The organism is Candidatus Nitrotoga sp. M5, assembly GCF_927904885.1.
Taxonomy (GTDB): Bacteria; Pseudomonadota; Gammaproteobacteria; order Burkholderiales; family Gallionellaceae; genus Nitrotoga.
Genome location: NZ_CAKMNW010000064.1, coordinates 13,632 through 35,261 on the forward strand (window position 1 = coordinate 13,632; position 21,630 = coordinate 35,261).

Here is a 21,630-nt window from a genome sequence, read left to right on the forward strand (position 1 = left end):
TTGCGCTATTCTTAGGTTTACGCTTGATTGTTCTTCAAATACCGGCGTGGATGACCGGGAAAAATGCGACGTATGACCACAAAAAATACTGGTACCAAAAATACTGCCAAAACTGTTGCCGCTATCATTCCTCCCATGACACTAGTGCCAATGGCTTGGCGACCATTTGCCCCTGCGCCTGAAGAAATAGCCAAGGGCAGTACGCCTAAAATAAATGCGATTGATGTCATTAAGATGGGACGGAATCTTAACCGGCAAGCTTCCAGCGTAGCATCAAACAGACCAAAGCCACGTTCCTGCAGGTCACGCGCAAACTCAATAATCAAGATTGCATTTTTGGCCGAAAGGCCAATGATAACTATCAGACCTACCTTGAAATAAACATCATTTGGCATGCCTCGCAACGTTATAGCTAGCAATGCACCAAGGATGCCGATGGGAACTACCAGCAGAACCGCTACTGGAATTGACCAGCTCTCATAAAGCGCGGCCAAGCACAAAAATACGGCAATTAACGAAAGAGCAAATAATAATATGGATTGATTACCAGATAGCCGTTCTTCATAAGAGGTGCCAGACCATTCAAAACCAAAACCTGATGGTAATTGGCTAGCCATTTCCTCCATCGCTGCTATTGCATCGCCGCTGCTCCGACCAGGAGCGGGGCCACCAGAAATTTTCATTGATGGCAGACCGTTGTAACGATCCAACTTCGGTGACCCGACATCCCAGCGTGGCGAGGTAAACTCGGACAAGGGCACCATTGCGCCCTGCGCATTGCGTACTGGCAATCGCAATATTTTTTCTGGTGTTGAGCCGAAGCTCGGCTCTGCTTGCATCTGTACTCGCAGAATGCGTCCTTCACGCACAAAATCGTTAATATAGGCAACGCCTAATGCCGATTGCAGCGTTTCATTCAAGTCAGCCAAATCGATACCTAAAGCACGTGCTTTTAATCGGTCAATATCCAGTCGCAATTGCGGCCCTGCTTCTTGTCCCTCTGGTCTTATACCGACTATTGCTGGATTTTGACTGGCTATGTCCAAAGCTATATTGCGCGCTTCAAGTAGTTTTTCGCGTCCTTGACCTGAACGATCCTGCAAGCGAAAATCGAAACCGCCCACAGCGGCTAACTCTGGAATGGGAGGTACATTAATGGAAAAAATCATGGCTTGTTTGATGCGAAATAATGTCTTATTGGCGCGTTGGACTAATGACGAAGCAGAGTTTTCCGGTGTAGGACGCGCATCCCAGCTTTTAAGCCGAACGAAAGCTATAGCAGCATTTTGGCCGCGTCCAAAGTATGAAAAGCCAGCCACGCCGATAACATGCTCAATTTCGGGCTGTTTAAGATAAAACTGCTCTACTTTAGTTAGAACCTCGAGCGTGCGTTCACGAGTTGCACCTGACGGCAACTGGATTACACTTACAAAATAACCTTGATCTTCCTCAGGCAGGAAGCTGGTTGGCAAACGTGAAAACAGTGCCCCCACTGTAACCAGAATGACCGCATAGATAATCAGATAGAACCCAGTTTTTTTCAATACGTGTCCCACACCAGATTTGTAGCGTTGAGTCGTATTGCTAAAAAAACGATTAAACCAGCCAAAAAATCCCTTGCGAGGCTTTTTTTCATGCGCCGGTGTGTGTTTCAGCAACGTGGCGCACAGTGCTGGTGTTAACGTTAACGCCATTAAGAGTGAAAAGGCAATAGTCAGAATTAGCGTGACTGAGAATTGACGGTAGATGGCACCGACAGAACCACTAAAAAAAGCCATAGGAATAAATACTGCAATTAGCACCAAAGTGATGGCAATAACGGCATTAATAATCTGTCCCATCGCCTTGCGCGTGGCTTCGCGTGGCTGCAGTCCTTCTTCAGTCATGATGCGCTCGACATTTTCCACTACTACAATGGCATCATCCACCACCATACCGATGGCCAATACCATGGCAAATAACGTTAAAGTGTTGATTGAGTAACCTAGAATGTATAGCCCTACGGTGGCTCCGATGAGAGCAATTGGTACAACGATAGTGGGAATGATAGTGGCGCGAAGGCTTCCCAGGAACAGGTACATAACCAAAAAAACAAGTACCATCGCTTCTGCCAACGTTTTCAGAACTTCCTGGATGGATATTTCAACAAAAGGAGAGGTGTCATAAGGCACAACCCAATCGATTCCTTCAGGAAAAAATTTAGCTAGCTCAGCCATCTTGGCTTTGACAGCTTTAGCCGTATCCAGGGCATTGGCACCAGGAGATAAGCGAATAGCTATAGCTGAAGATGGTTGGCCATCAAGGCGAGCGGACACGGAGTAATCTTGTGCGCCTAATTCTACCGATGCAATGTCTTTAATGCGTACTGTGGAGCCATCCGGGTTGGCGCGCACAATGATGTCGCCAAACTCATCAGGGGTTGACAGTCTGCCTTGGGTAACGATGACTGCATTCAATTGCTGGCCGTCCATTGCTGGCATTTGCCCAAGCTCACCCATAGCAAGTTGAACGTTCTGTGCTCGTACAGCGCTTGACACATCGCCTGGGGTTAAATTGAATGCATGAAGTCGCTCTGGCTGAAGCCATATTCGCATTGAATATTCGGTGCCAAAAAGTATTCCTTCGCCTACCCCAGGCACACGACGGATGCTTTCTAGTAGGTTAGCAGCTATATAACTGCCAAGCGCAATGTTATCGCGGCTTTTGTCCGGCGAAATAAGTGAGACGATCATCAAGTAATTCCGTGCTGATTTCGCCACAGTTACCCCCAAGCGGCGCACGTCTTCTGGTAAACGCGCTTCGGCACGCTTGATGCGGTTTTGGGTTTCGACCGACGCAATGTCCAGATTAGAGCCAGCTTCAAAGGTTAGTGTGATGGTGCCGCGGCCAAGTTCGGACGACGAACTCATGTAGAGTAAGTGTTCGATGCCGTTCATCTCCTGCTCAATCAAGGTAACGGCAGTTTCCTCAACTACTTGGGCGGAGGCACCAGGGTAACTAAGCGTAATAGCCAGAGCGGGGGGCGCTACAGCCGGATAAGAGGTGACTGGCAAATTGCTTAGCGCGAGCCCTCCGCAAAGGAAGATTACTAAGGCGATGACCCAGGCAAAGATTGGACGGTCTATAAAAAAATTAGCTAACACGTTAGCCTCTATTCTTTCCGTGGGTTATTGCCACTGGTGTATTTTCAGCTTGATTTAAGGGGACGGGCTTCACAACTTTGCCCGGCTTCACTTTTTGCAAGCCATTGACAATTACCTGTTCGCCACCTTCTAATCCCTCGGTGATGATGAAATCCCCATTCGCCATACTGCCAGTCGTAACTCGTTGGATTCCCACCTTGCTCTGTGAATCTACAATCATCACAAACTGCCCTTGTGTATCCGATAGCAGCGCACGTTGAGGTATTCTGATTGCGTTGTCTATATTTGCCTCGGGGAATCGAATGCGAACAAACATCCCGGGTAGCAGCTCTTGTTTAGGATTTGGAAACGCTGCTCGGAGGGAAACGCTATTTGTACTGGGATCAACGGCCAAATCTGAGAAAAGAAATTTGCCCGACTGAGGGTAAATACTTCCGTCTTCAAGCACCAGCTCAATTGCAGCTGTCTCAGCTCGCGTTAATTCTCCAGCCTTAATGGCCCGTTGAAGACGGAGAGTGTCGGCACCCGATTGTGTGAAGTTTACATAAAGAGGGTGGACCTGCTCGATAGTCGCAAGCAGTGTAGCGTCATTACGGCCCACAAGCGCCCCTTCGGTAATTTGAGAACGTCCTATGCGACCCGAAATAGGCGCGGGTACGCGAGTATTGTCCAAATCTTCCCTTGCTTTTGATAAGATCGCTTCGGCCTGTTTGAGCTTCGCTTCTGCCAATTCATATTCTTGCCGACTAACTGCTTTTGCGTCTAAAAGATATTTATTGCGCGCTAGTGTTTGACGAGCTACAGCCACGTCTGCTTTGGAAGCATCGTAAGCTGTCTGGTAGTTGCGAGAAAAAATTTGATACAGCGAATCTCCCTCTTTAACGTTACTACCTTCAATGAATTTCCGTTTTTCAACCACACCTTCTACTCTGGCCCGTACTTGAGCTGTACGATATGCCTGAAGACGACCAGGCAAGTCTTGAGTGAGTACAACTGAGCTTGGAGTAACGGTGATTACGTCGACTTCGGGAGGTGGAGGGGGTGTATCTATCGCCGGTTTTTTTTGACTGTCACCAGAACCGCAACCCGAAAGTAGTATTGGTAAAATGATGGCTGCGCAAGCTGCTTTGCAAACTGACAAGAAAGCGTCTTGTTTCATCTATATCTCCAGTAAATCATTTGTCACAACTTGGCTATGTCATGCGAAAAACTACCATTTTGCGAAACATATTAAAAATAGTTTCTAATTGGTTAAACGCAGGTAATTACGGACATTGGTTTTGAGAAATCTGTTTTAAACCAGCAAGTGAAAACTCCCCTATATGTTTCGCGATGGCTTTGATTTCTATGCGGTTATAGCGCAATTTTGGATGCAGTTGTTGAATGACTGGTTGCGCGTGACTGTAATATACGCACTGGCCTATGATACTGAACACACAGCGGCGCGCGTCTGCTTCACTAATTTTTTTATCCACGATTTCGCACACCAGCTTAGCGACAAACAGATGTATCGGTGCAATAGCTTCCTGTACGATCTTGCTTAGTACTGGCGTTGGCTCCGCCAGTTCGCGCGCCATGAGCTGACACTGCACAGAGAATTCCTTTTCATCCAGCAGCCTCATCAAAAAATCGTGGATGAAACCAAGTAACCGGTCTTGGGCACAAATTGAACCTTGGTTGGTTTCATTGCACAATGTCAGTAGCCGTTCAAAATCCAAGGTGGCAGTGAACAAGGCTTCTTTGCTGCTGAAATAGTAATTTACTGCTGCAATATTTACTTCTGCACGGCGGCAAATTTCGCGCACTGTACTTTTTTTAAAGCCGTTTTCAGAAAAAACTGTGCGTGCAGTCGCAAGCAAGCGTTCGCGTGTTTGTTCACTTAAACTAATTTTTGCTTCAGTAGTCATGTGGATATATGCTCAGTGATTAACGCTTGAGGCCGGGGCAGGGTAGGCTCTCACTCGTGTGCTACTGCGGCCGTGGGCCATCCATCTTTTTAGATAAGAAGCAAACGAGTGTATCAAACGTTTGTTTTAAAGTAAACGGGGAGCGTTGCCTAATGGTGTTTGAATTTGCACAGGTGGGCGTGATCGATAATTATGCAAAGTAGGGTGATCACTATGAACAACGAAAATCATTTTTACACTAATGGCGTTTAAAATCAGTATTGCTGCAAATGAAATAACCTACCTTATTCCATGTGTAATCCACCATTTACATGCAAGGTCGCGCCGGTTATGTATGATGCGCTAGAGCCAGCAAGGAAAGCTACGGCGGCAGCAACGTCGGCTACTTGCCCCAAGCGTTTTAATGGCACATGCTCGACCAGTTTGTCGCGCTGTGACTGAGATAATGCCTCGGTCATGTCGGTAGCGATAAAACCGGGTGCGATGCAATTAACGGTGATGTTTCGACTACCAATTTCGCGAGCTAGCGACTTGCTGAAACCGTTGATTCCAGCCTTGGAAGCGGCGTAATTAGCTTGTCCCGCGTTACCTATGCTGCCTATCACCGAAGAAATGTTGATAATACGGCCATGACGTGCCTTCATCATAGCTCGTAGCACGGCGCGACTCATGCGGAACACTGATTTCAGGTTGGTTGCAATGATGTCGTCCCATTCCTCATCAGTCATGCGAGCCAGTAGGTTGTCGCGGGTAATGCCCGCATTATTTACTAAAATTGAAATTTCTCCATATTGCTTTCGAGTGTCGCTGATAGCCTGATCAATTTGTGCAACATCATTGACGTCAAGCGCTATTCCACAGCCCTTGACGCCAGCTACTGCCAAATATTCACTAATTGCCAGTGCCCCATTTTTTGTGGTTGCAGTGCCGACCACGATTGCACCTTGTTTACCTAATTCCAACATAATACCCTGTCCGATGCCACGACTGGCGCCGGTTACTAATGCGATCTGTCCTTGCAAACTCATTTATCCTCCGGTTGTATTGCCAGTGCTGTATATGCTGCTTTCAAGGCTATGCCATCGTTCAGTGCCAATGACTGTTGGTTTGTGTCAATGCGTTTGTTCAAAGCCATCAGTACTTTGCCGGGTGAGCATTCGACGTTATGTGTGATTAGTTGTTGTCCGAAACGTTGCACAGTTTCCACCCATCGTACCGGAGAATATAGTTGTCGCACGAGCGCGTCTTTAATAGAGGGCGGATCCATGTAGCTTTTTACATCTGCATTGTGCAATACTGGGATGGAGGGGGCTTGCATCGTTACGTCATTTAATCTGATACGTAACAATTCGGCTGCATTGCGCAATAGGCTGCAGTGAGATGGCACGCTCATCGGTAGCATCAGCGCGCGTTTAGCTCCCATGGCCTTGGCTAACTCCATACCACGTTCCACAGCCGCACGGTTGCCGGCAATCACCACTTGTCCGGGCGTGTTGAAATTAACGGCTTCCAACACTTCGTCTTGAGCAGCTTCAATGCACACTTTAAGCACGCTCTCGTCATCCAATCCAAGAATCGCAGCGATGCCTCCTACACCTTTTGGCACGGCTTCTTGCATGCATACAGCTCGATATCGTACAAGTGGCAAAGCATCAGTAAATTGAAGCGCACCACTGGCCACTAGCGCGGTGTATTCGCCGAGGCTGTGACCAGCCAGTAATGCCGGTGTTGGAGCATTCAAACTTCGCCAAGCGCGATATACCGCCACTCCGGTAGTAAGCATGAGAGGCTGCGTATTCACAGTGTCGTTGAGTTCTGCGTCACTGCCTTCCGCAACCAATTGCCACAAGTCTTGTTGCAATATATCGGAAGCTTCGGCATAGGTTTCACGCACTATAGGAAAGTCGGCGTAATGATTCATCATGCCGCGTGATTGCGAGCCTTGCCCTGGAAAAACGAAAGCGAATTTAGTTGTATGCACTATGAGAATATTTATAAGGGCGCCTCTAAAAATTTAAGCGTGGCATATGCTTTATATGCAAGCGAAAATTTTTTCGAGTAACGCCGTATTGTGACGAAGCGGTGTATGCAGTCAAGCCGCAAAGTGGCTGCTAGCAAAATGGAATTTTCAGAGGCGTCCATGATGATGTTACCAGCGCAGTAGCACTGCACCCCAGGTGAAACCACCGCCGACTGCCTCCATTAGCACATGCTGACCGGCTTGAATGCGACCATCGCGTACTGCGGTGTCGAGCGCTAATGGTATGGATGCCGCAGATGTATTGCCGTGATGGGCAACGGTTACCACCACTTTGTCCATTCCTAGCCCAAGTTTCTTAGCTGTAGCTTCCATTATGCGAATATTGGCTTGGTGGGGGACTAGCCAGTCGATGTCGGAACATTTCATTTTGTTCTCGGCTAAAACCTCTTCTACTGCTTCACTGAGTACTTTGACAGCGAATTTAAATACCGCTCGGCCGTCCATTTTAATGTAAGGATCACCGAATATAGAGCCGTCACGTATGCCGCCATTGGCGCTTAGCATGTTACGGTGGCTACCGTCAGCATGCAATTTGGCGGACAGAATGCCCGGCACATCGCTATGCTGTAATACCACCGCACCTGCGCCATCACCAAACAAGACACAGGTAGTGCGATCTTCCCAATTAAGTATTCGTGATAACACTTCGGTGCCTACTACTAAGACATTGCGTGCCTGACCACCTCGAATATACAGATCAGCAGTATTTAATGCATAGATAAAGCCGCTGCATACGGCTTGCACGTCGAAGGCCGCGCCATTCTTAATGCCCAGCTTGTCTTGCAGGATGCACGCAGTGCTGGGCAGGATATTATCCGGCGTGGTCGTAGCGACAATGACCAGATCAATTTCATCCACGCCGACGCCAGCCGCCTCAAGCGCGCGACGGCTGGCGTGCACTGCCATATCACTGGCCTCCTCATCTTCAGCGGCAAAATGCCGCTCGACAATGCCACTGCGGGTGACAATCCAGTCATGCGAAGTTTCGACTAGCTTCTCAAGATCGAAGTTAGTCAAAACCTTGGTAGGTAGGTAGCTGCCGGTGCCGATAATTTTCGAATGTATCAGGAAGCCTCCCTTGTCTTTTGTTGGCTTGTATCGTGCCATTTTTCTATGTGCTCGCTGATGTGCTGCAACATGCCGCCGCGGGCTTCTTCAGCGGCACGTTCAATGGCGCAAAAAAATGCAAATTCGTCTGCGGAACCGTGGCTTTTCAGCACAATACCTTTCAACCCTAATAGGCTGGCACCGTTGTAACGACGGGGATCAACACGGCGTTTGAAGGCCTTGAGTACCGAAGTGGCAATCAGTCCAGTCAATTTGGTAAACAAGTTACGGTTAAATTCATCACGCAGGAAACCACCCAGCATCTGCGCCAGCCCCTCTGTTGTTTTTAGTGCAACATTTCCGACAAATCCATCGCAAACTACTATGTCTGTTATCCCTTTGAAAATATCGTTGCCTTCAACGTTGCCGTAAAAATTTAAATCACTTTGCCGCAGCAGTTCACTCGCCTGCTTGACAATTTCATTGCCCTTGATATTTTCGCTGCCAATATTGAGCAGTCCGACAGTAGGATTCTTTTTGTGTTCAATAGCATAGACCAGAGCGGTACCCATCAGGGCGAATTGCAATAAATGTTCAGCGTTACAATCCACGTTCGCGCCAAGATCGAGCATACAGACTTGCCTCTTGTAAGTGGGCAGGAATGAAGCAATCGCGGGGCGATCTATACCCGGCAGCATTTTCAGCACATAACGCGCTATCGCCATTAATGCGCCAGTATTTCCAGCACTTACGCAAGCAGACACCTCGCCATTTTTCACAAGGTTAATGGCGACACGCATGGAGGAATCTTTTTTGCTACGTAAAGCCAATTGTGGGGATTCATCCATGCCGACTACTTCACTGGCTGCGTGAATACGCAGACGTGATCCAACAGGAGTTTTGGTGCTACGCAATTCTGCCTCGATGGCGTCGGGCAGCCCCACCAATACGATAGTGTCGTTTGGATGTTGTTGCAGATATCTCACCGCGGCGGGAATGGTAACACGCGTTCCGTGGTCGCCTCCCATGGCATCAATGGCTATTGTGACATCCACCCGGCGATCCTCTTACGCTATGTACAAGCTTGAATATGGGGATACTATAGATGCACCTTTTTTATTTGGTGTGTATCCGCTTACTGCAAGATGTGATCAGTCACCTTTTATTTTGACAACTCTTTTGCCACGATAATAGCCAGTTGGGCTTATATGGTGACGCAGATGTTGCTCGCCAGTGGAAGGCTCAACCGCCAATGCTGGACTAACTAGAAAATCGTGTGAGCGGTGCATACCACGCTTGGATGGGGATTTTTTATTCTGTTGAACGGCCATATTTAACTCCTTACAAAACCAATAATAAAAAAATCACTTGTATTTCAATTTGGATAGATCCGCAAACGGGTTTTTAACTACCTGATCTATCTCTTCTACTATATATCCTTCTTTTACAGGTCGACAATCGCCTGCAGGATGTCTCGGTGCAAATGGCAAGCTCAGCAAAATCTCTTCCTCGAACAAGGCAAGCACGTCCAAGTGATTATCAACCAAGATGGACTCTATTTCATCTTCTTCGTCAGAAGAGTCATCCCAACTGTTCACCAGATGCAACTGCGAAATCAGTTTTAATGGATAGATTAAGCCCTGCAAACATCGCTGACACTGCAGCTGGCAAAGTCCGTCCAGCTTTACTTCCAGCATCGGTTTGTCATTCCTGTCACGAGAACCGCGCAGGGTGTAGCTAATTTTCCCTTCGCGACCGTGTTCAAAATTAACATCAAGAACAGATAGTTTATCTTGCAGCCGTGGCATTTCAGCCAATGCTATTTCACCGTGTAACTCTCGGTTGTTATTGGCAAAGTCCAGACTATCTATCAATTGCCGTTCTAACATAAGTCGCGCATCATATATTTTTCACCTGTTTCTGTCAAAGAAGCCTTTATTAATCGCAAATGGCTCCATATGGATTTATCCTGCTTGATGACAGGAAGCTCGCTATCGGATATCCATAACTGCTCTCATATTGTTCCGCACAATGCCTGTTTTTCGCCTCGCGGTAACGCTTTGATCTGTAACTCGCGCTTTAAGGCCGAGGATTTATCGGCGCATAACTCGACATGCATTAACTGTACTGGGCGGCGGCCACGAGTATATTTCGCCGCTTCACCAGCATTGTGCGCTGCCAGACGTTTTTCCAGATGATTGGTGATGCCGCAATACAGGGTGTCATCCGCACAACAAATGAGGTAGCAAACCCAGTTCATTGTTGGTTTTCCAATACGTTCCGTCATTTTTATTCTTTTACACGGGTAGACCGTGTGAAAGGTGAGTAAGGGTGTGGCCTGTGCTGCGCCAGTTTGGCTAAGACTAGCATTATTAGCAAAACAATCAGCATTGCCGCGTTGCCCCAACGTACATACGGTGTGCTGCCGATATAGCCCTGCACCTGTCCAGTGAGCACCCCTTCCTCATGTTGTGGCAACATCTGCTGAATGCTGCCATCGCGCCTGATAATTGAGGTTACCCCCGTGTTCGTTGCGCGCAGCATCATGCGTCCTGTCTCCAATGCGCGCATTTGTGCGATCTGATTATGCTGTATTGCTGCGTGCGATTTACCATACCAAGCATCGTTGCTGACATTTACCAGCAAGCTTGCCTCCGGCAAGTATCGGATGACTTCTTCACCGAAAACATCTTCGTAGCAAATCTGTACGGCAACGCGTTGACCCGCTATGCGCAATACCGGTTGCCGTTCCCCGCCGCGCGCTAAATCAGACATGGGGATTTGCAATACTTCGTTGACGATCCAGCCCAATACTGGACGCAATGGGATGAATTCGCCGAATGGTACCAGATGATTTTTACGGTAATTTTGGCTATTCGCTGTACCAAGCGTGAATACACTGTTGTAGTGCAGCTCGTTATCACTTTCAAATGCACCAATAAGAATATCGCCGTCGTTTTGCCTTGCATGCTTGCGAAAAATATTCATGTAATTTTCCGGCAAGTCGTGGCGTAGCAGTGGCAGTGCGGTTTCCGGTAAAATGATCAAACGCGCATCGGTCTGCAGTACAAGTCGACGATAGGTTTCTAGCGTGTCGACAAGCTTCTCTTTGTGGAATTTGAGATCTTGCGAAATATTGCCCTGCAATAAAGCAACTTTGAATGGCTCACCTTCAGGTTTTGTCCAGTCTACGTTACGCAGTGCCGCAGCACTGCTCCATAGCACCAGCAGCGCCACCAGTGCCGCTTGTCCTTGAGTATTCCAACGCATTTTCCACAATAGCACTAGCAATCCTGCACTTATCGTTACCGCTAGTGATACGCCATAAACGCCGAATATTGGCGCATATCCCACCAAGGGACTAGCAGATGCTTGTGAATAAGCCAATGTCAGCCAAGGGAAGCCAGTGAAAAGCAGCCCGCGTATCCATTCCAGAAGTACCCACAACGCAGGCATTACAAGTGTCAATCGCGCCCAGGAAGGCGCCCGCAACCGTGCTTGTGTATAGCCAATTAACGCAGGGAATAACGCCAAAAATGCAGCGAATAGGGCGGTAGTGAGGAGTGCCAGTAAGAACGGCATGTCGCCATAATCATGTTGTGCAATGTATAGCCACCCTATGCCAGCACCGAACAAACCAAAACCGAAGAAAAACCCCAACAGTGCTGCCGCACGCCTATCATTTGCCTGCTGCCACTGCCAGAAGAGTGCAGCTAGTGAAAAAATAGCGAGGAAGAACAGTGAAAAGGGTGCAAAGCCAAGAACAGTAAGCAGACCAAGGCAAAAAGCTATAAGGTATCTATACGTAAAAATTAATTTCACTAAAAATTACCGCCGAATTTATCCTGTCGATTATAGTGCTTCTTCATTATTATTTAAAATTGCCTCTGGAGACTCGGAGTTCGATTAAAATGCACGGCACAATTTTTTATGAGGATTGCTAAATTGCTAATGGAGAGTTTGGGATGAAAACTAAAGCTATAATTTTTGATGTGGATGGCACGTTAGCAGATACCGAAGAGGCGCATCGCCTTTCGTTCAATAAAGCTTTCGCAGAAAACCATCTCGACTGGAGTTGGGACGTTGCCCTGTATGACAAGTTACTTAAAGTGACCGGTGGCAAAGAACGAATCAATCATTTCGTTACTAACTATGTGCCCGATTTCCAGAAGCCGGTTGATTATGAGGGTTTTGTGAAACACCTCCATTTGGTCAAAACGGCGCATTACACCGCGATGTTACGCGAAGGTGGTATCCCATTGCGCCCGAATATAAAACGTCTGATTACCGAAGCGAAACAAGCAGGATTGAGGCTTGCCATTGCCACTACCACTTCGCTGGATAACGTTGTTACGCTGTTACAGCAGGGGTTGGGCGCAGATAGCGAGTCTTTGTTTGATGTCATTGGTTATGGTGATATCGTTCAGCACAAGAAACCTTCACCAGACATTTATTTTTGGGTGTTGGAGAGGTTAGGTCTCGACGCTGCTGATTGTATCGCACTGGAAGACTCTGAGAATGGTCTGCGTTCTAGCTTGGCTGCCGGATTGAAAACGTTCATTACAACTAATCACTACACGAGCAAGCAAGATTTTTCTGGCGCGTCAGCGGTGTTAGAGGATTTAAGCGACTTGGAAGGTTTTTGTCAGATTGCTTGTCTAGATTTTTCCAAATAGTTGATATCTATTTAAAGTATTGCAGTCAATATTTTTGATGTGCTCGCCTGATAGATAAAATCCTCTGCTTGCGGAAGAGTCAACGTGAATTTAATAACTTCCACTTGCTTTATCTAAATCACCATCGTAGTGAGTGATATAAGCATAGCGCTACACGCGTCGCAATCGTGTAGCATAGCGCTCCAGCATTATCTCTAGAATAGTCGTACAGTACTTAGTGCTGCTACTGCATTAGGTTTGATTAAAAAATATGGAAAAAATACGTCTCTCCAAACTGATGTCCGAACAGGGATTATGCTCCCGCCGTGAGGCAGACAGTTATATTGAGCGTGGGTGGGTGCTAGTGGATGGTAAGTCAGTAACTGAGCTAGGTACGAAAATAGATCCTGCCCAACGCATCACGCTGAACCGCGCTGCCCAGAAACAGCAGCAAACACGCGTAACTATCCTGCTGAACAAGCCTGTCGGCTTTGTTTCTGGGCAGGCGGAGGATAATCATAAGCCCGCAGTTACCTTGGTTAATGCTTCATCGCGCTTTACCAGCGATCAATCACCGCTCTCTTTTCATCCCATGCATTTGAAAGGCATCGCGCCCGCAGGCCGGTTGGATATCGATTCGCAGGGTTTGCTGATATTTACTCAGGATGGCCGCATCGCCAAACAACTTGTCGGCGAAGATTCTTCCCTCGACAAGGAATATCTGGTGCGCGTGCAGGGCAAAATTTCAGCCAACGGCCTATCCATGTTGAATCACGGCCTCAAACTGGACGGTGAGATGCTTAAGCCTGCCAGAGTGAGTTGGTTGAATGACGATCAATTGCGGTTCATTTTGCGGGAAGGAAAAAAACGCCAAATTCGTCGCATGTGTGAACTGGTTGGGCTGAAAGTTACCGGACTAAAGCGCGTGCGTATCGGTAAAATTAAATTGGGCGATTTGCCCATTGGGAAATGGCGCTATCTGCGCGAAGACGAAGCATTCTAATCTGTTCAAAAATTTTTTGATGTTCACCGACGAATTTAATTTCGCACTTCCCGAGCACTTGATTGCGCAACACCCGCCCGAGCGGCGTTATGACAGCCGCTTGCTGTGCATACGCGGGGAGTCTAGAAAAGACGCCGTGTTTACCCATTTGCCTTCACTGGTGCGTGAACACGATTTGCTGGTATTAAACGATGCGCGCGTACTTAAAGCGCGCCTTTTCGGAGTAAAGGAAAGTGGCGGCAAAATTGAGGTGTTGATCGAGCGTATCCTCGATGAACATCATGCGCTTGCACAAATGCGTGCCAGTCATGCGCCCAAGTCAGGCAGCCGGTTGTTGTTGGCAGATAGTCTCTCTGTTACGGTGCTGGGACGCGAGCGTGAGTTTTTCTGCTTACGCTTTGACAGCACAGACAATGTGTCGGCATTACTGGAACAATACGGGCAGTTACCGCTACCTCCCTATATCACTCATACAGCTAATGTCGAAGACGAAGAACGGTATCAGACGGTATATGCATGTCAACCTGGTTCTGTAGCCGCGCCCACTGCTGGGCTGCATTTCGACGATGCAATGCTCGCCGTCTTACGTGATCAAGGTGTTCAACTGGCCTATCTGACGCTACATGTCGGTGCCGGCACTTTTCAACCAGTGCGTGTGAATAATGTCCATGATCATGTTATGCACAGCGAACGTTATGTTATTCCGCAAGCAACGGTGGATGCCATTTCTCAGGCCCGAGCGCGGGGTGGAAGGATTATTTCGGTGGGTACCACCAGTTTGCGAGCGTTGGAAAGCGCGGTACAACAAGACAAATTACGTGCCGGGGAGGGTGAAACAAGCATTTTCATTACTCCAGGTTACCATTTCAAAGTGGTGGATGTACTATTAACAAATTTCCACTTGCCCAAGTCTACCCTGCTGATGTTGGTGTGCGCTTTTGGAGGAATGGACGCAATGCTCGCCGCTTATAGTCATGCGGTAGAACGGCAATATCGGTTTTTCAGTTATGGTGATGCCATGCTGATTGAGCGGTAAAATGTTTGAATGAGATACATGTTCAAGATTTTTCGAAATTCAATAATTTCTTTGCGTGGTGACTGTCAATAGGAGAGGGGCGTCAGAGCCACCAGATCACCAGCGGCAATGATGTGGACTTAACTTTAAGGCATCTCTAAAAATCGCAATTTTGCGAGCAGCTGCTTTGCGGTTTGCCTGCTTACCCCGTTTCGCCACAATACTGCGTTACTCGAAAAATTTATAGCTTACATATCAAATATATGCCGTGCTCAAATTTTTGATTCGCGTCTTGTCCGACATGGAAAATTGAAGTTTTGTAGAGGCGCCCTTTAGACATCCAATTCATTCTTGCGTTACCCGAACGATGGCACAATTCAGGCTGTAGAGATTTCAAAGGAATTGTCGCAGTTGACTGTTAAATAGAGTGTCGAAACGGCATACAGTCATTGAAGAAATTGTACACAGAAAAGCCAGGCTCAATTGTTAAACGTGTTTATAGACAGGTAGAGCTTGACAGCTAGTTGGTTAGGTAAGCCCGCTCTTAATTCTAGTAATGCGTATAACCTCCGGAATTCCACGTAGGCCGCGCATCACATTGGCCAAGTGAATACGGTTGTTTACCTGCCAGGTGAAGTACAAAGCTGTGTAATTTCCTTCGTTGGAGAAGTGAACGTTTTCGATGTTAGATTCTGCACCGGCGATTACTGCTGCTACCTTGGCCAGAACGCCGCGGTGATTGGCCACGATTAATTTAACGCTCACCTCAAAGAGCCTGTTAATGTGCTTGTCCCACACCACGTCCAACCATTTGTCCATGCCGCCGCGCCCCTTGCGTAGCGAAGGACAATCATGTGTATGAACTACTAATCCTTGGCCTTTCTTGATAATGCCGATGATAGGATCTCCTGGAATTGGGCGACAGCATTTAGCGAACTGTACTGCCATACCTTCCGTCCCAAGGATGGTGATTACGCCGCTGAATGCGGGATGCTCTTGTGTGCCGGCCTCTCCGATACGTGCAAGCTGGCGAGCAATAACTATGTCGTGGCGGCGTCCCAGAGCTATGTCAGCGAAGATTTCTTCAAGTGATTGTACACCGGTATCTTTCAGGAGCTTTTCCCACTGGCTGCTGTCAATATCATTTTGATTAAGTCCAAGTGAAGATAGGGCTTGGTTCAGCAGGCGCTCTCCCAGTGCGGAAGATTCGTCAAAGTGCATTGTTTTAAGTGCATGTCGAATGTTGCTGCGCGCCTTGCTGGTGACTACATAGCTTAGCCATGCGGGATTGGGGTGAGCATGCGTCGCGGTAATGATTTCCACACGGTCGCCATTTCTCATCTCAGTGCGTAATGGTGCCAGCTCAAAATTTATTTTGACAGCCACACAACGATTACCAATGTCCGTATGCACGCTATAAGCAAAATCCACAGCTGTTGCGCCACGTGGCAGCGCGAGAATTTTGCCTTTAGGCGTGAATACGTAAACCTCATCCGGGAATAGATCTACCTTCAGGTGTTCAAGAAACTCTACCGAATCACCGCTCTGGCTTAAACTTTCCAATAAACTTTGCAGCCACTGATGGGTTTGCTTGTGCAGATCATTGAATGATGTCTGCGTGGTCTTGTATAACCAGTGCGAGGCGACCCCATCCTCTGCGACTCTGTGCATTTCCTTAGTACGAATCTGCACTTCGATCGGGGTGCCATATGGCCCAAACAGGGTAGTATGCAGCGACTGATAATCGTTTGCCTTGGGGATGGCAATATAATCTTTAAATTTTCCTGGAATAGGTTTATATAGAGCATGTAGCAAGCCTAGCGCTAAGTAACATGAAGGTGCGTCATCCACCATTACGCGGAAGCCATAAATATCCTGTACTTGCGAGAAAGCCAACGATTTTACCTGCATTTTCAGGTAGATACCATACAGATGCTTTTCTCGTCCTTGTATTTGAGCAGGGATGTGATGTTCATCCAGGCGTTGTCGAATGGCATCCTGTATTTTCCCTACAACCTCACGACGATTGCCGCGAGCGACTTTGAGAGCCTTGTACAGAACTTCATAGCGCATGGGGTACAGATGTTTGAAACTCAAGTCTTCCAATTCGTGAAAAATGGCATTGAGACCCAAACGGTTGGCAATAGGTGCATAAATTTCCATGGTCTCGCGTGCTATACGTTCGCATTTTTCGCGAGACATCGATTTTAAGGTGCGCATATTGTGCAGGCGATCGGCCAGTTTGATCAGGATGACGCGAACGTCACGTGCCATCGCCAATAGCATTTTGCGGAAATTTTCCGCCTGAGCATCTTCCTTTGTCTGAAACTCAATCTTATCAAGCTTACTCAAGCCATCGACCAGTTCGGCTACCGATTTGCCGAATATATTGGCCACTTCTTCATTGCTAATATGAGTATCTTCCACCACGTCGTGTAACAATGCCGCCATGATGGCTTGCGCATCAAGATGCAGTGGGGTGAGAATTCGAGCAACCGCGATGGGATGCGAAATATAGGGCTCACCAGACTTGCGTAGCTGACCTTCGTGGGCTTGGCCACTAAATTGAAGCGCCTGCCGGATATGCTCAACATCCTTAGATTTCAGGTAGGTTGATACCTCCTGTAAGAGAATCTCGGCGTCGGACATACATACACCTCCAAAAATTAGATTTGCCAGCATCTGTTGTGCTGATTGTCTACTAAAGTATTCAACCAAGCTGCATACTTGGTTTAGAAAAAATTTATTAAATCTGTTATCACAATAGCCAAATGATTATCTATTAGCCTTGTCAACAATTGTTAATTAAATATAGGGCACCTCTAAAAACTCAATTATTGACGCAATACTGCTGCACTCGAAATATTATTACCTACATGTCAAGCATATGTCGCGTTAAAATTTTCTGAGGTATCAGTAATATACTGAAACGCGATCAGGTTCCGAATATAAATAGTCAATAGAACGGATATGCAGTATATAAGTTGTGTACTTTATAAAATCGGTAACTGAAGCATTACATAAAAAGGAAGACCAATTATAACTACTTAAGATAAAGACTAATCCGTATAATTTGATGTCTAACTTGTAAGGATAGTAGATGAACGAAGAACAAGCTGTGCTGAATTTTTTCGCACAAAAAGAAAACTTGCCCTTGGCACTTAGTGTGGCAAACCAAGTGGACCTAACACGTCAAAAATTAAACAACGACTTCTGGTTAGCTTTAAGCGAATATTTAGTAGCGCATGTGCCAGGCTGGCGGATAACAACCACTGAAAACCGAAATGTAGCTGAGTGCTTGGTTGGACTGCACCTGCGACCTGAAATCGATCAGACGCTCTACCTGTGCCCCCTGTTGGAACAGCAATATATAGGTGACACTCAGCGTATTTGTTATGGGTTGATGTGGAGTGCTACGCCTACGCTCGAGCAAAAACAGTTGAGCATTATTAACACGCTAATCAACACTTTCCAGGAGGCAGGGTTTAAGAGCAATGAGTGTTTCTTAGCTTGGCAATGGACGCCTTATTACCCTCGCAACATGGATTTTCTTCTGCGATTTTCTAGCGCTGAGGATGCGCTGCTACATGAAGCCGCCAGCCTAATACAAAATTTGTTGGTGACTCATCGCGATGCTTTACACGTAGCCAACACTACACTACGTGAGTCTTCGCAAACCGCTAAAATCTCAGTGATATCAGTCGACAAGTTGCGCGTAAACCTAAAGCGTTAAATTATGCGATTAAACTGGGTTTTCTAGCTCGAAGTAGCGATGCTCTATACCGCAATGCTCGGCGAGGTGCGTACCTAAAGCCTGCACACCATAGCGCTCAGTGGCATGGTGACCGGCCGCAATGAATACCACGCCCGTTTCTTGCGCTTCATGAACATTCTGTTCGGAAATTTCGCCGGTAAGAAAGGCATCCACGCCCAACGCTATCGCTGCTTCGAAATAACCCTGCGCAGCACCAGTACACCAAGCAATCCTGCGTATTGTGGGGTCGCCTTTACCTATTACTAACGGCGCACGCTGCAAACTATGTGCAATTCTTTGGGTTAATTGTGCCAACGTTTGTGCTTGCGTCAACTCCCCATAACAAGCAATGCCTTGTTCGCCGAAGCGGCCATGCTCCATAAACCCCAAGCGCTGACCGAGTTGCGCGTTGTTGCCAAGTTCAGTATGTGCATCCAGCGGTAGATGATAAGCCAGCAGACTCACATTATGATGAAGTAAATGCGCAATACGCCGTTTCTTAATCCCAGTCACAGCAGCGTCTTCATTTCGCCAGAAATAACCATGGTGTACCAGAATAGCGTCTGCATTCCATGCAGTGGCTGATTCCAACAGAAGTTGCGAGGCCGTTACACCACTGGCGATGCGGCGAATTTCCGCTCTGCCTTCCACCTGCACGCCATTTGGACAATAGTCACGAAAACGATCGAGTTCTAACAGGCTTGCGATATAATCGCGTAAATCATTCAGCAACATGACGTTATCTTCAAAATTAATTATTTCATTTTACTTTAAATTAGCCTCGCTGAAACTCAATTTCCTCTTTTTTTAATACTGAGATCAGTTATACAACGGTCTTAATGGTTGAAGTAAAATTCAATTTTTTTCATTGACTTGCGTGCACATCACTTTTATTATTTGCCACACAAAATGTAGCCTCCATAAGATGTCCGTATAACTGCGCCGATCACTCAATGATTGCCCAAAGCACTCGTGCGGCTTACGGGATGCAACGTATTTAACCAGTCTCATAAACTTCAACAGATCTTCACGAGAATTTTTGAAGCATTCGGGTTAGATAAATAGTACTTTTAACGACATAAAAAATATTACATCATGCGTAAATTCTGGCTTTTATTTGCACAAGCTACAACTGTCGGGCTAGCTATACTATTTATCATTAACACCCTGAAGCCCAGTCTACTGCCCTCTTCTACGCGTAATGGCATTGTCACAGTGCAAGAAGAAAGCGTGAACACCAGCGCCACCCAAGTTCCTGCAGCAGGCTACAGCGCTGCAGCACGCAAAGTGATGCCCACAGTGGTTAATATTTTTACCAGCACTGAAACAAAGAAACCCATGCATCCATTAATGGATGACCCACGCTTTCGCTTTTTTTTTGGTAAAGAGTTCAATAATCTTCCACAGCGCGGCTCTAGCTTAGGCTCTGGAGTTATCGTCAGTCATGACGGTTACATCCTTACCAACCATCATGTTGTTGAAGCAGCCGACCAGATAGAAGTGGCTCTGGCCAATGGGCGCAGGTCTAAAGGACGCATTATTGGTTCTGACCCAGAAACCGATCTTGCCGTCATTAAGATTGACTTGCCTGGCACTGTCCCGGCCATCACCTTTGGCCGCCCAGATCAAGCACAAGTAGGTGATATCGTATTGGCCATCGGTAACCCGTTCGGAGTGGGGCAGACAGTAACAATGGGCATTGTCAGTGCAGTGAAACGCAATCACCTCGGACTCAACACATTCGAAAACTTCATCCAGACCGATGCAGCGATTAACCCAGGCAACTCAGGTGGTGCGCTGGTAAATGTAAATGGTAACCTGATAGGTATTAACAGCGCGATTTATTCGCCAAACGGTGGTTCACTGGGTATAGGTTTCGCTATTCCTGTCAGCACGGCCAAAAATGTTATGGAGCAGATTATCCAGAGCGGCTCCGTCACTCGCGGCTGGGTCGGTGTTGCAATACAGGAGCTCACACCAGAATTAGCGGAATCACTCAAGCTCGGCAATATACAGGGAGTATTAATTACGGAAGTTGTGGCAGGCAGTCCAGCGGACAAAGCCGGGGTGAATGCTAGCGACATTCTTACCATGATAGACAACAAACCTTTACTAACAGGCGCCAGCGCTATGCTGGAAACTATTTCAAATTTGCCGCCCGGCAAGGTTGTTTTATTCAAGCTGCTGCGTAATCAGCGTGAGGTAGTGGTGCAAGTCAAGCTTGGTAAGCGCCCCAGGCCGAAAGAATTGGAATAAAATTCTAGAATACAAGCTAGCTGGATATACATAATTTATTTTCTCTTGCCGCTAGTTAATGCTATGAACTTTAGTGCAGGCTTTAGCCGCGACACAAGTATGCTAGTAGTCTTTCGGAATTAAAGGAAGTCGGCTACCAATTGAACTGAGCGGTGTATATTTCGCCGAATATTTGGGGCAATTGAACAACTAATACCCTGCAAAATAATTAAATTTTCTTAACTTTATCCCTCTAAATTATAGTTTTATAACCACTAATTTTAGTGGCCTTCGGGCGATTTTCGGCCTTGACCCCGATTACTTCGCAACATTCTCTCTGCTCAGTTAGCTGACATTTAAGCCCAGAGGCCAAGCGGGCATACGGTAAGTAGATTAATGGTGCGTTTTGTCTGAGTGACGAAATATCGCCATCCAGTTTTTAGAGGTGATATTTAGAAACGGTGTCGTGAGTTGAGTATCCAGATATGTGATACAGAGAATTTGCGGATATTGAAAAGTGTGATCAGTAGAGATCACATCCATATTCATTTTGAGCATCTCTCTAGGTTATCGATAAATGATCTAGTGAAATGATTGAAAGGTCGGATCTTCAGGCGGCTTAAAAATGAGTTTTCGAACCTGTTAAAACGTGACTGGGGTCGGCATTTTTTGGGCCATTGGGTATAGAGGTTGGTCAACGGGGAATATAACAGATGAGATGGTTCAAGGATATTTAGAGCACCATAGAAGATCCATCAAATACGGAAACAGGAAACATTGTTCTTGAGTATATGTTTGGACGCTCTCAGGCTTCAAGTAACGTATGGACT

The 21,630-nt window shown here is 46.9% G+C and carries 18 protein-coding genes and 1 pseudogene; 6 read left to right on the forward strand and 13 right to left on the reverse strand.

The window, feature by feature from the left end:
- Positions 1 to 17 precede the first annotated feature (17 nt).
- The 11 genes from MJ770_RS11680 to lnt form a co-directional block, all read right to left on the reverse strand.
- Positions 18 to 3,143, reverse strand: a complete 3,126-nt coding sequence (locus MJ770_RS11680; protein ID WP_239254382.1) for an efflux RND transporter permease subunit — start codon at positions 3,141 to 3,143, stop codon at positions 18 to 20.
- A 1-nt stretch (position 3,144) separates the two neighbouring features.
- Positions 3,145 to 4,302, reverse strand: coding sequence for an efflux RND transporter periplasmic adaptor subunit (locus MJ770_RS11685; protein WP_239254383.1), 1,158 nt, complete (start codon positions 4,300 to 4,302; stop codon positions 3,145 to 3,147).
- A 106-nt stretch (positions 4,303 to 4,408) separates the two neighbouring features.
- Complete coding sequence (locus tag MJ770_RS11690) at positions 4,409 to 5,050, reverse strand: CerR family C-terminal domain-containing protein (protein ID WP_239254384.1); 642 nt, start codon at positions 5,048 to 5,050, stop codon at positions 4,409 to 4,411.
- Positions 5,051 to 5,334: 284 nt separating this feature from the next.
- Positions 5,335 to 6,078 carry a 3-oxoacyl-ACP reductase FabG gene (gene fabG, locus MJ770_RS11695; protein WP_239254385.1) on the reverse strand — a complete coding sequence of 248 codons (744 nt, stop codon included), beginning with the start codon at positions 6,076 to 6,078 and terminating at the stop codon, positions 5,335 to 5,337.
- Complete coding sequence (fabD, locus tag MJ770_RS11700) at positions 6,075 to 7,031, reverse strand: ACP S-malonyltransferase (protein WP_256448830.1); 957 nt, start codon at positions 7,029 to 7,031, stop codon at positions 6,075 to 6,077. The genes fabG and fabD overlap by 4 nt, the downstream gene beginning before the upstream one ends.
- Before the next feature lie 168 nt (positions 7,032 to 7,199).
- A complete protein-coding gene (locus MJ770_RS11705) occupies positions 7,200 to 8,198 on the reverse strand; it encodes a beta-ketoacyl-ACP synthase III (RefSeq protein ID WP_305855814.1) in 999 nt (332 codons plus the stop codon).
- Positions 8,156 to 9,193 carry a phosphate acyltransferase PlsX gene (gene plsX / locus MJ770_RS11710; protein WP_239254394.1) on the reverse strand — a complete coding sequence of 346 codons (1,038 nt, stop codon included), beginning with the start codon at positions 9,191 to 9,193 and terminating at the stop codon, positions 8,156 to 8,158. The genes MJ770_RS11705 and plsX overlap by 43 nt, the downstream gene beginning before the upstream one ends.
- A 96-nt stretch (positions 9,194 to 9,289) precedes the next feature.
- On the reverse strand, positions 9,290 to 9,469 hold the full coding sequence (gene rpmF, locus MJ770_RS11715; protein WP_239237455.1) for a 50S ribosomal protein L32: 180 nt from the start codon (positions 9,467 to 9,469) through the stop codon (positions 9,290 to 9,292).
- 33 nt (positions 9,470 to 9,502) lie between these two features.
- The gene (locus MJ770_RS11720; protein WP_239254396.1) at positions 9,503 to 10,027 is read right to left on the reverse strand and encodes a YceD family protein; all 525 of its coding nucleotides are present in this window, start codon (positions 10,025 to 10,027) and stop codon (positions 9,503 to 9,505) included.
- Between the two features lie 125 nt (positions 10,028 to 10,152).
- Positions 10,153 to 10,425 (reverse strand): GIY-YIG nuclease family protein, encoded by a 273-nt coding sequence (locus MJ770_RS11725; protein ID WP_239254398.1) that lies wholly within the window; start codon positions 10,423 to 10,425, stop codon positions 10,153 to 10,155.
- Positions 10,426 to 10,427: 2 nt separating this feature from the next.
- Positions 10,428 to 11,960, reverse strand: coding sequence for an apolipoprotein N-acyltransferase (gene lnt, locus MJ770_RS11730; RefSeq protein WP_239254400.1), 1,533 nt, complete (start codon positions 11,958 to 11,960; stop codon positions 10,428 to 10,430).
- A 143-nt stretch (positions 11,961 to 12,103) separates the two neighbouring features.
- Here lnt and MJ770_RS11735 point away from each other — a divergent pair, with 143 nt between their 5' ends.
- From MJ770_RS11735 to queA, 3 genes are all read left to right on the forward strand, one after another.
- Positions 12,104 to 12,814 carry an HAD-IA family hydrolase gene (locus MJ770_RS11735; protein WP_239254402.1) on the forward strand — a complete coding sequence of 237 codons (711 nt, stop codon included), beginning with the start codon at positions 12,104 to 12,106 and terminating at the stop codon, positions 12,812 to 12,814.
- A 250-nt stretch (positions 12,815 to 13,064) separates the two neighbouring features.
- Positions 13,065 to 13,796, forward strand: a complete 732-nt coding sequence (locus MJ770_RS11740; RefSeq protein WP_239254404.1) for a pseudouridine synthase — start codon at positions 13,065 to 13,067, stop codon at positions 13,794 to 13,796.
- A 19-nt stretch (positions 13,797 to 13,815) separates the two neighbouring features.
- Positions 13,816 to 14,832, forward strand: coding sequence for a tRNA preQ1(34) S-adenosylmethionine ribosyltransferase-isomerase QueA (queA, locus tag MJ770_RS11745; RefSeq protein ID WP_239254405.1), 1,017 nt, complete (start codon positions 13,816 to 13,818; stop codon positions 14,830 to 14,832).
- Positions 14,833 to 15,339: 507 nt separating this feature from the next.
- Here the strand turns inward: queA and MJ770_RS11750 are convergent.
- Positions 15,340 to 17,460, reverse strand: coding sequence for a RelA/SpoT family protein (locus tag MJ770_RS11750; protein ID WP_239254406.1), 2,121 nt, complete (start codon positions 17,458 to 17,460; stop codon positions 15,340 to 15,342).
- A 451-nt stretch (positions 17,461 to 17,911) separates the two neighbouring features.
- On the opposite strand from MJ770_RS11750, the gene MJ770_RS11755 reads away from it, so the two are divergent.
- On the forward strand, positions 17,912 to 18,544 hold the full coding sequence (locus MJ770_RS11755; protein WP_239254407.1) for a hypothetical protein: 633 nt from the start codon (positions 17,912 to 17,914) through the stop codon (positions 18,542 to 18,544).
- Between the two features lie 9 nt (positions 18,545 to 18,553).
- On the opposite strand, the gene MJ770_RS11760 is transcribed toward MJ770_RS11755, so the two are convergent.
- The gene (locus tag MJ770_RS11760; RefSeq protein ID WP_239254411.1) at positions 18,554 to 19,300 is read right to left on the reverse strand and encodes a Nif3-like dinuclear metal center hexameric protein; all 747 of its coding nucleotides are present in this window, start codon (positions 19,298 to 19,300) and stop codon (positions 18,554 to 18,556) included.
- Between the two features lie 360 nt (positions 19,301 to 19,660).
- Here MJ770_RS11760 and MJ770_RS11765 point away from each other — a divergent pair, with 360 nt between their 5' ends.
- On the forward strand, positions 19,661 to 20,821 hold the full coding sequence (locus tag MJ770_RS11765; RefSeq protein WP_239254413.1) for a trypsin-like peptidase domain-containing protein: 1,161 nt from the start codon (positions 19,661 to 19,663) through the stop codon (positions 20,819 to 20,821).
- Between the two features lie 393 nt (positions 20,822 to 21,214).
- Positions 21,215 to 21,587 (forward strand): annotated as a pseudogene (gene tnpA, locus MJ770_RS11770) (IS200/IS605 family transposase).
- Positions 21,588 to 21,630: the final 43 nt, after the last annotated feature.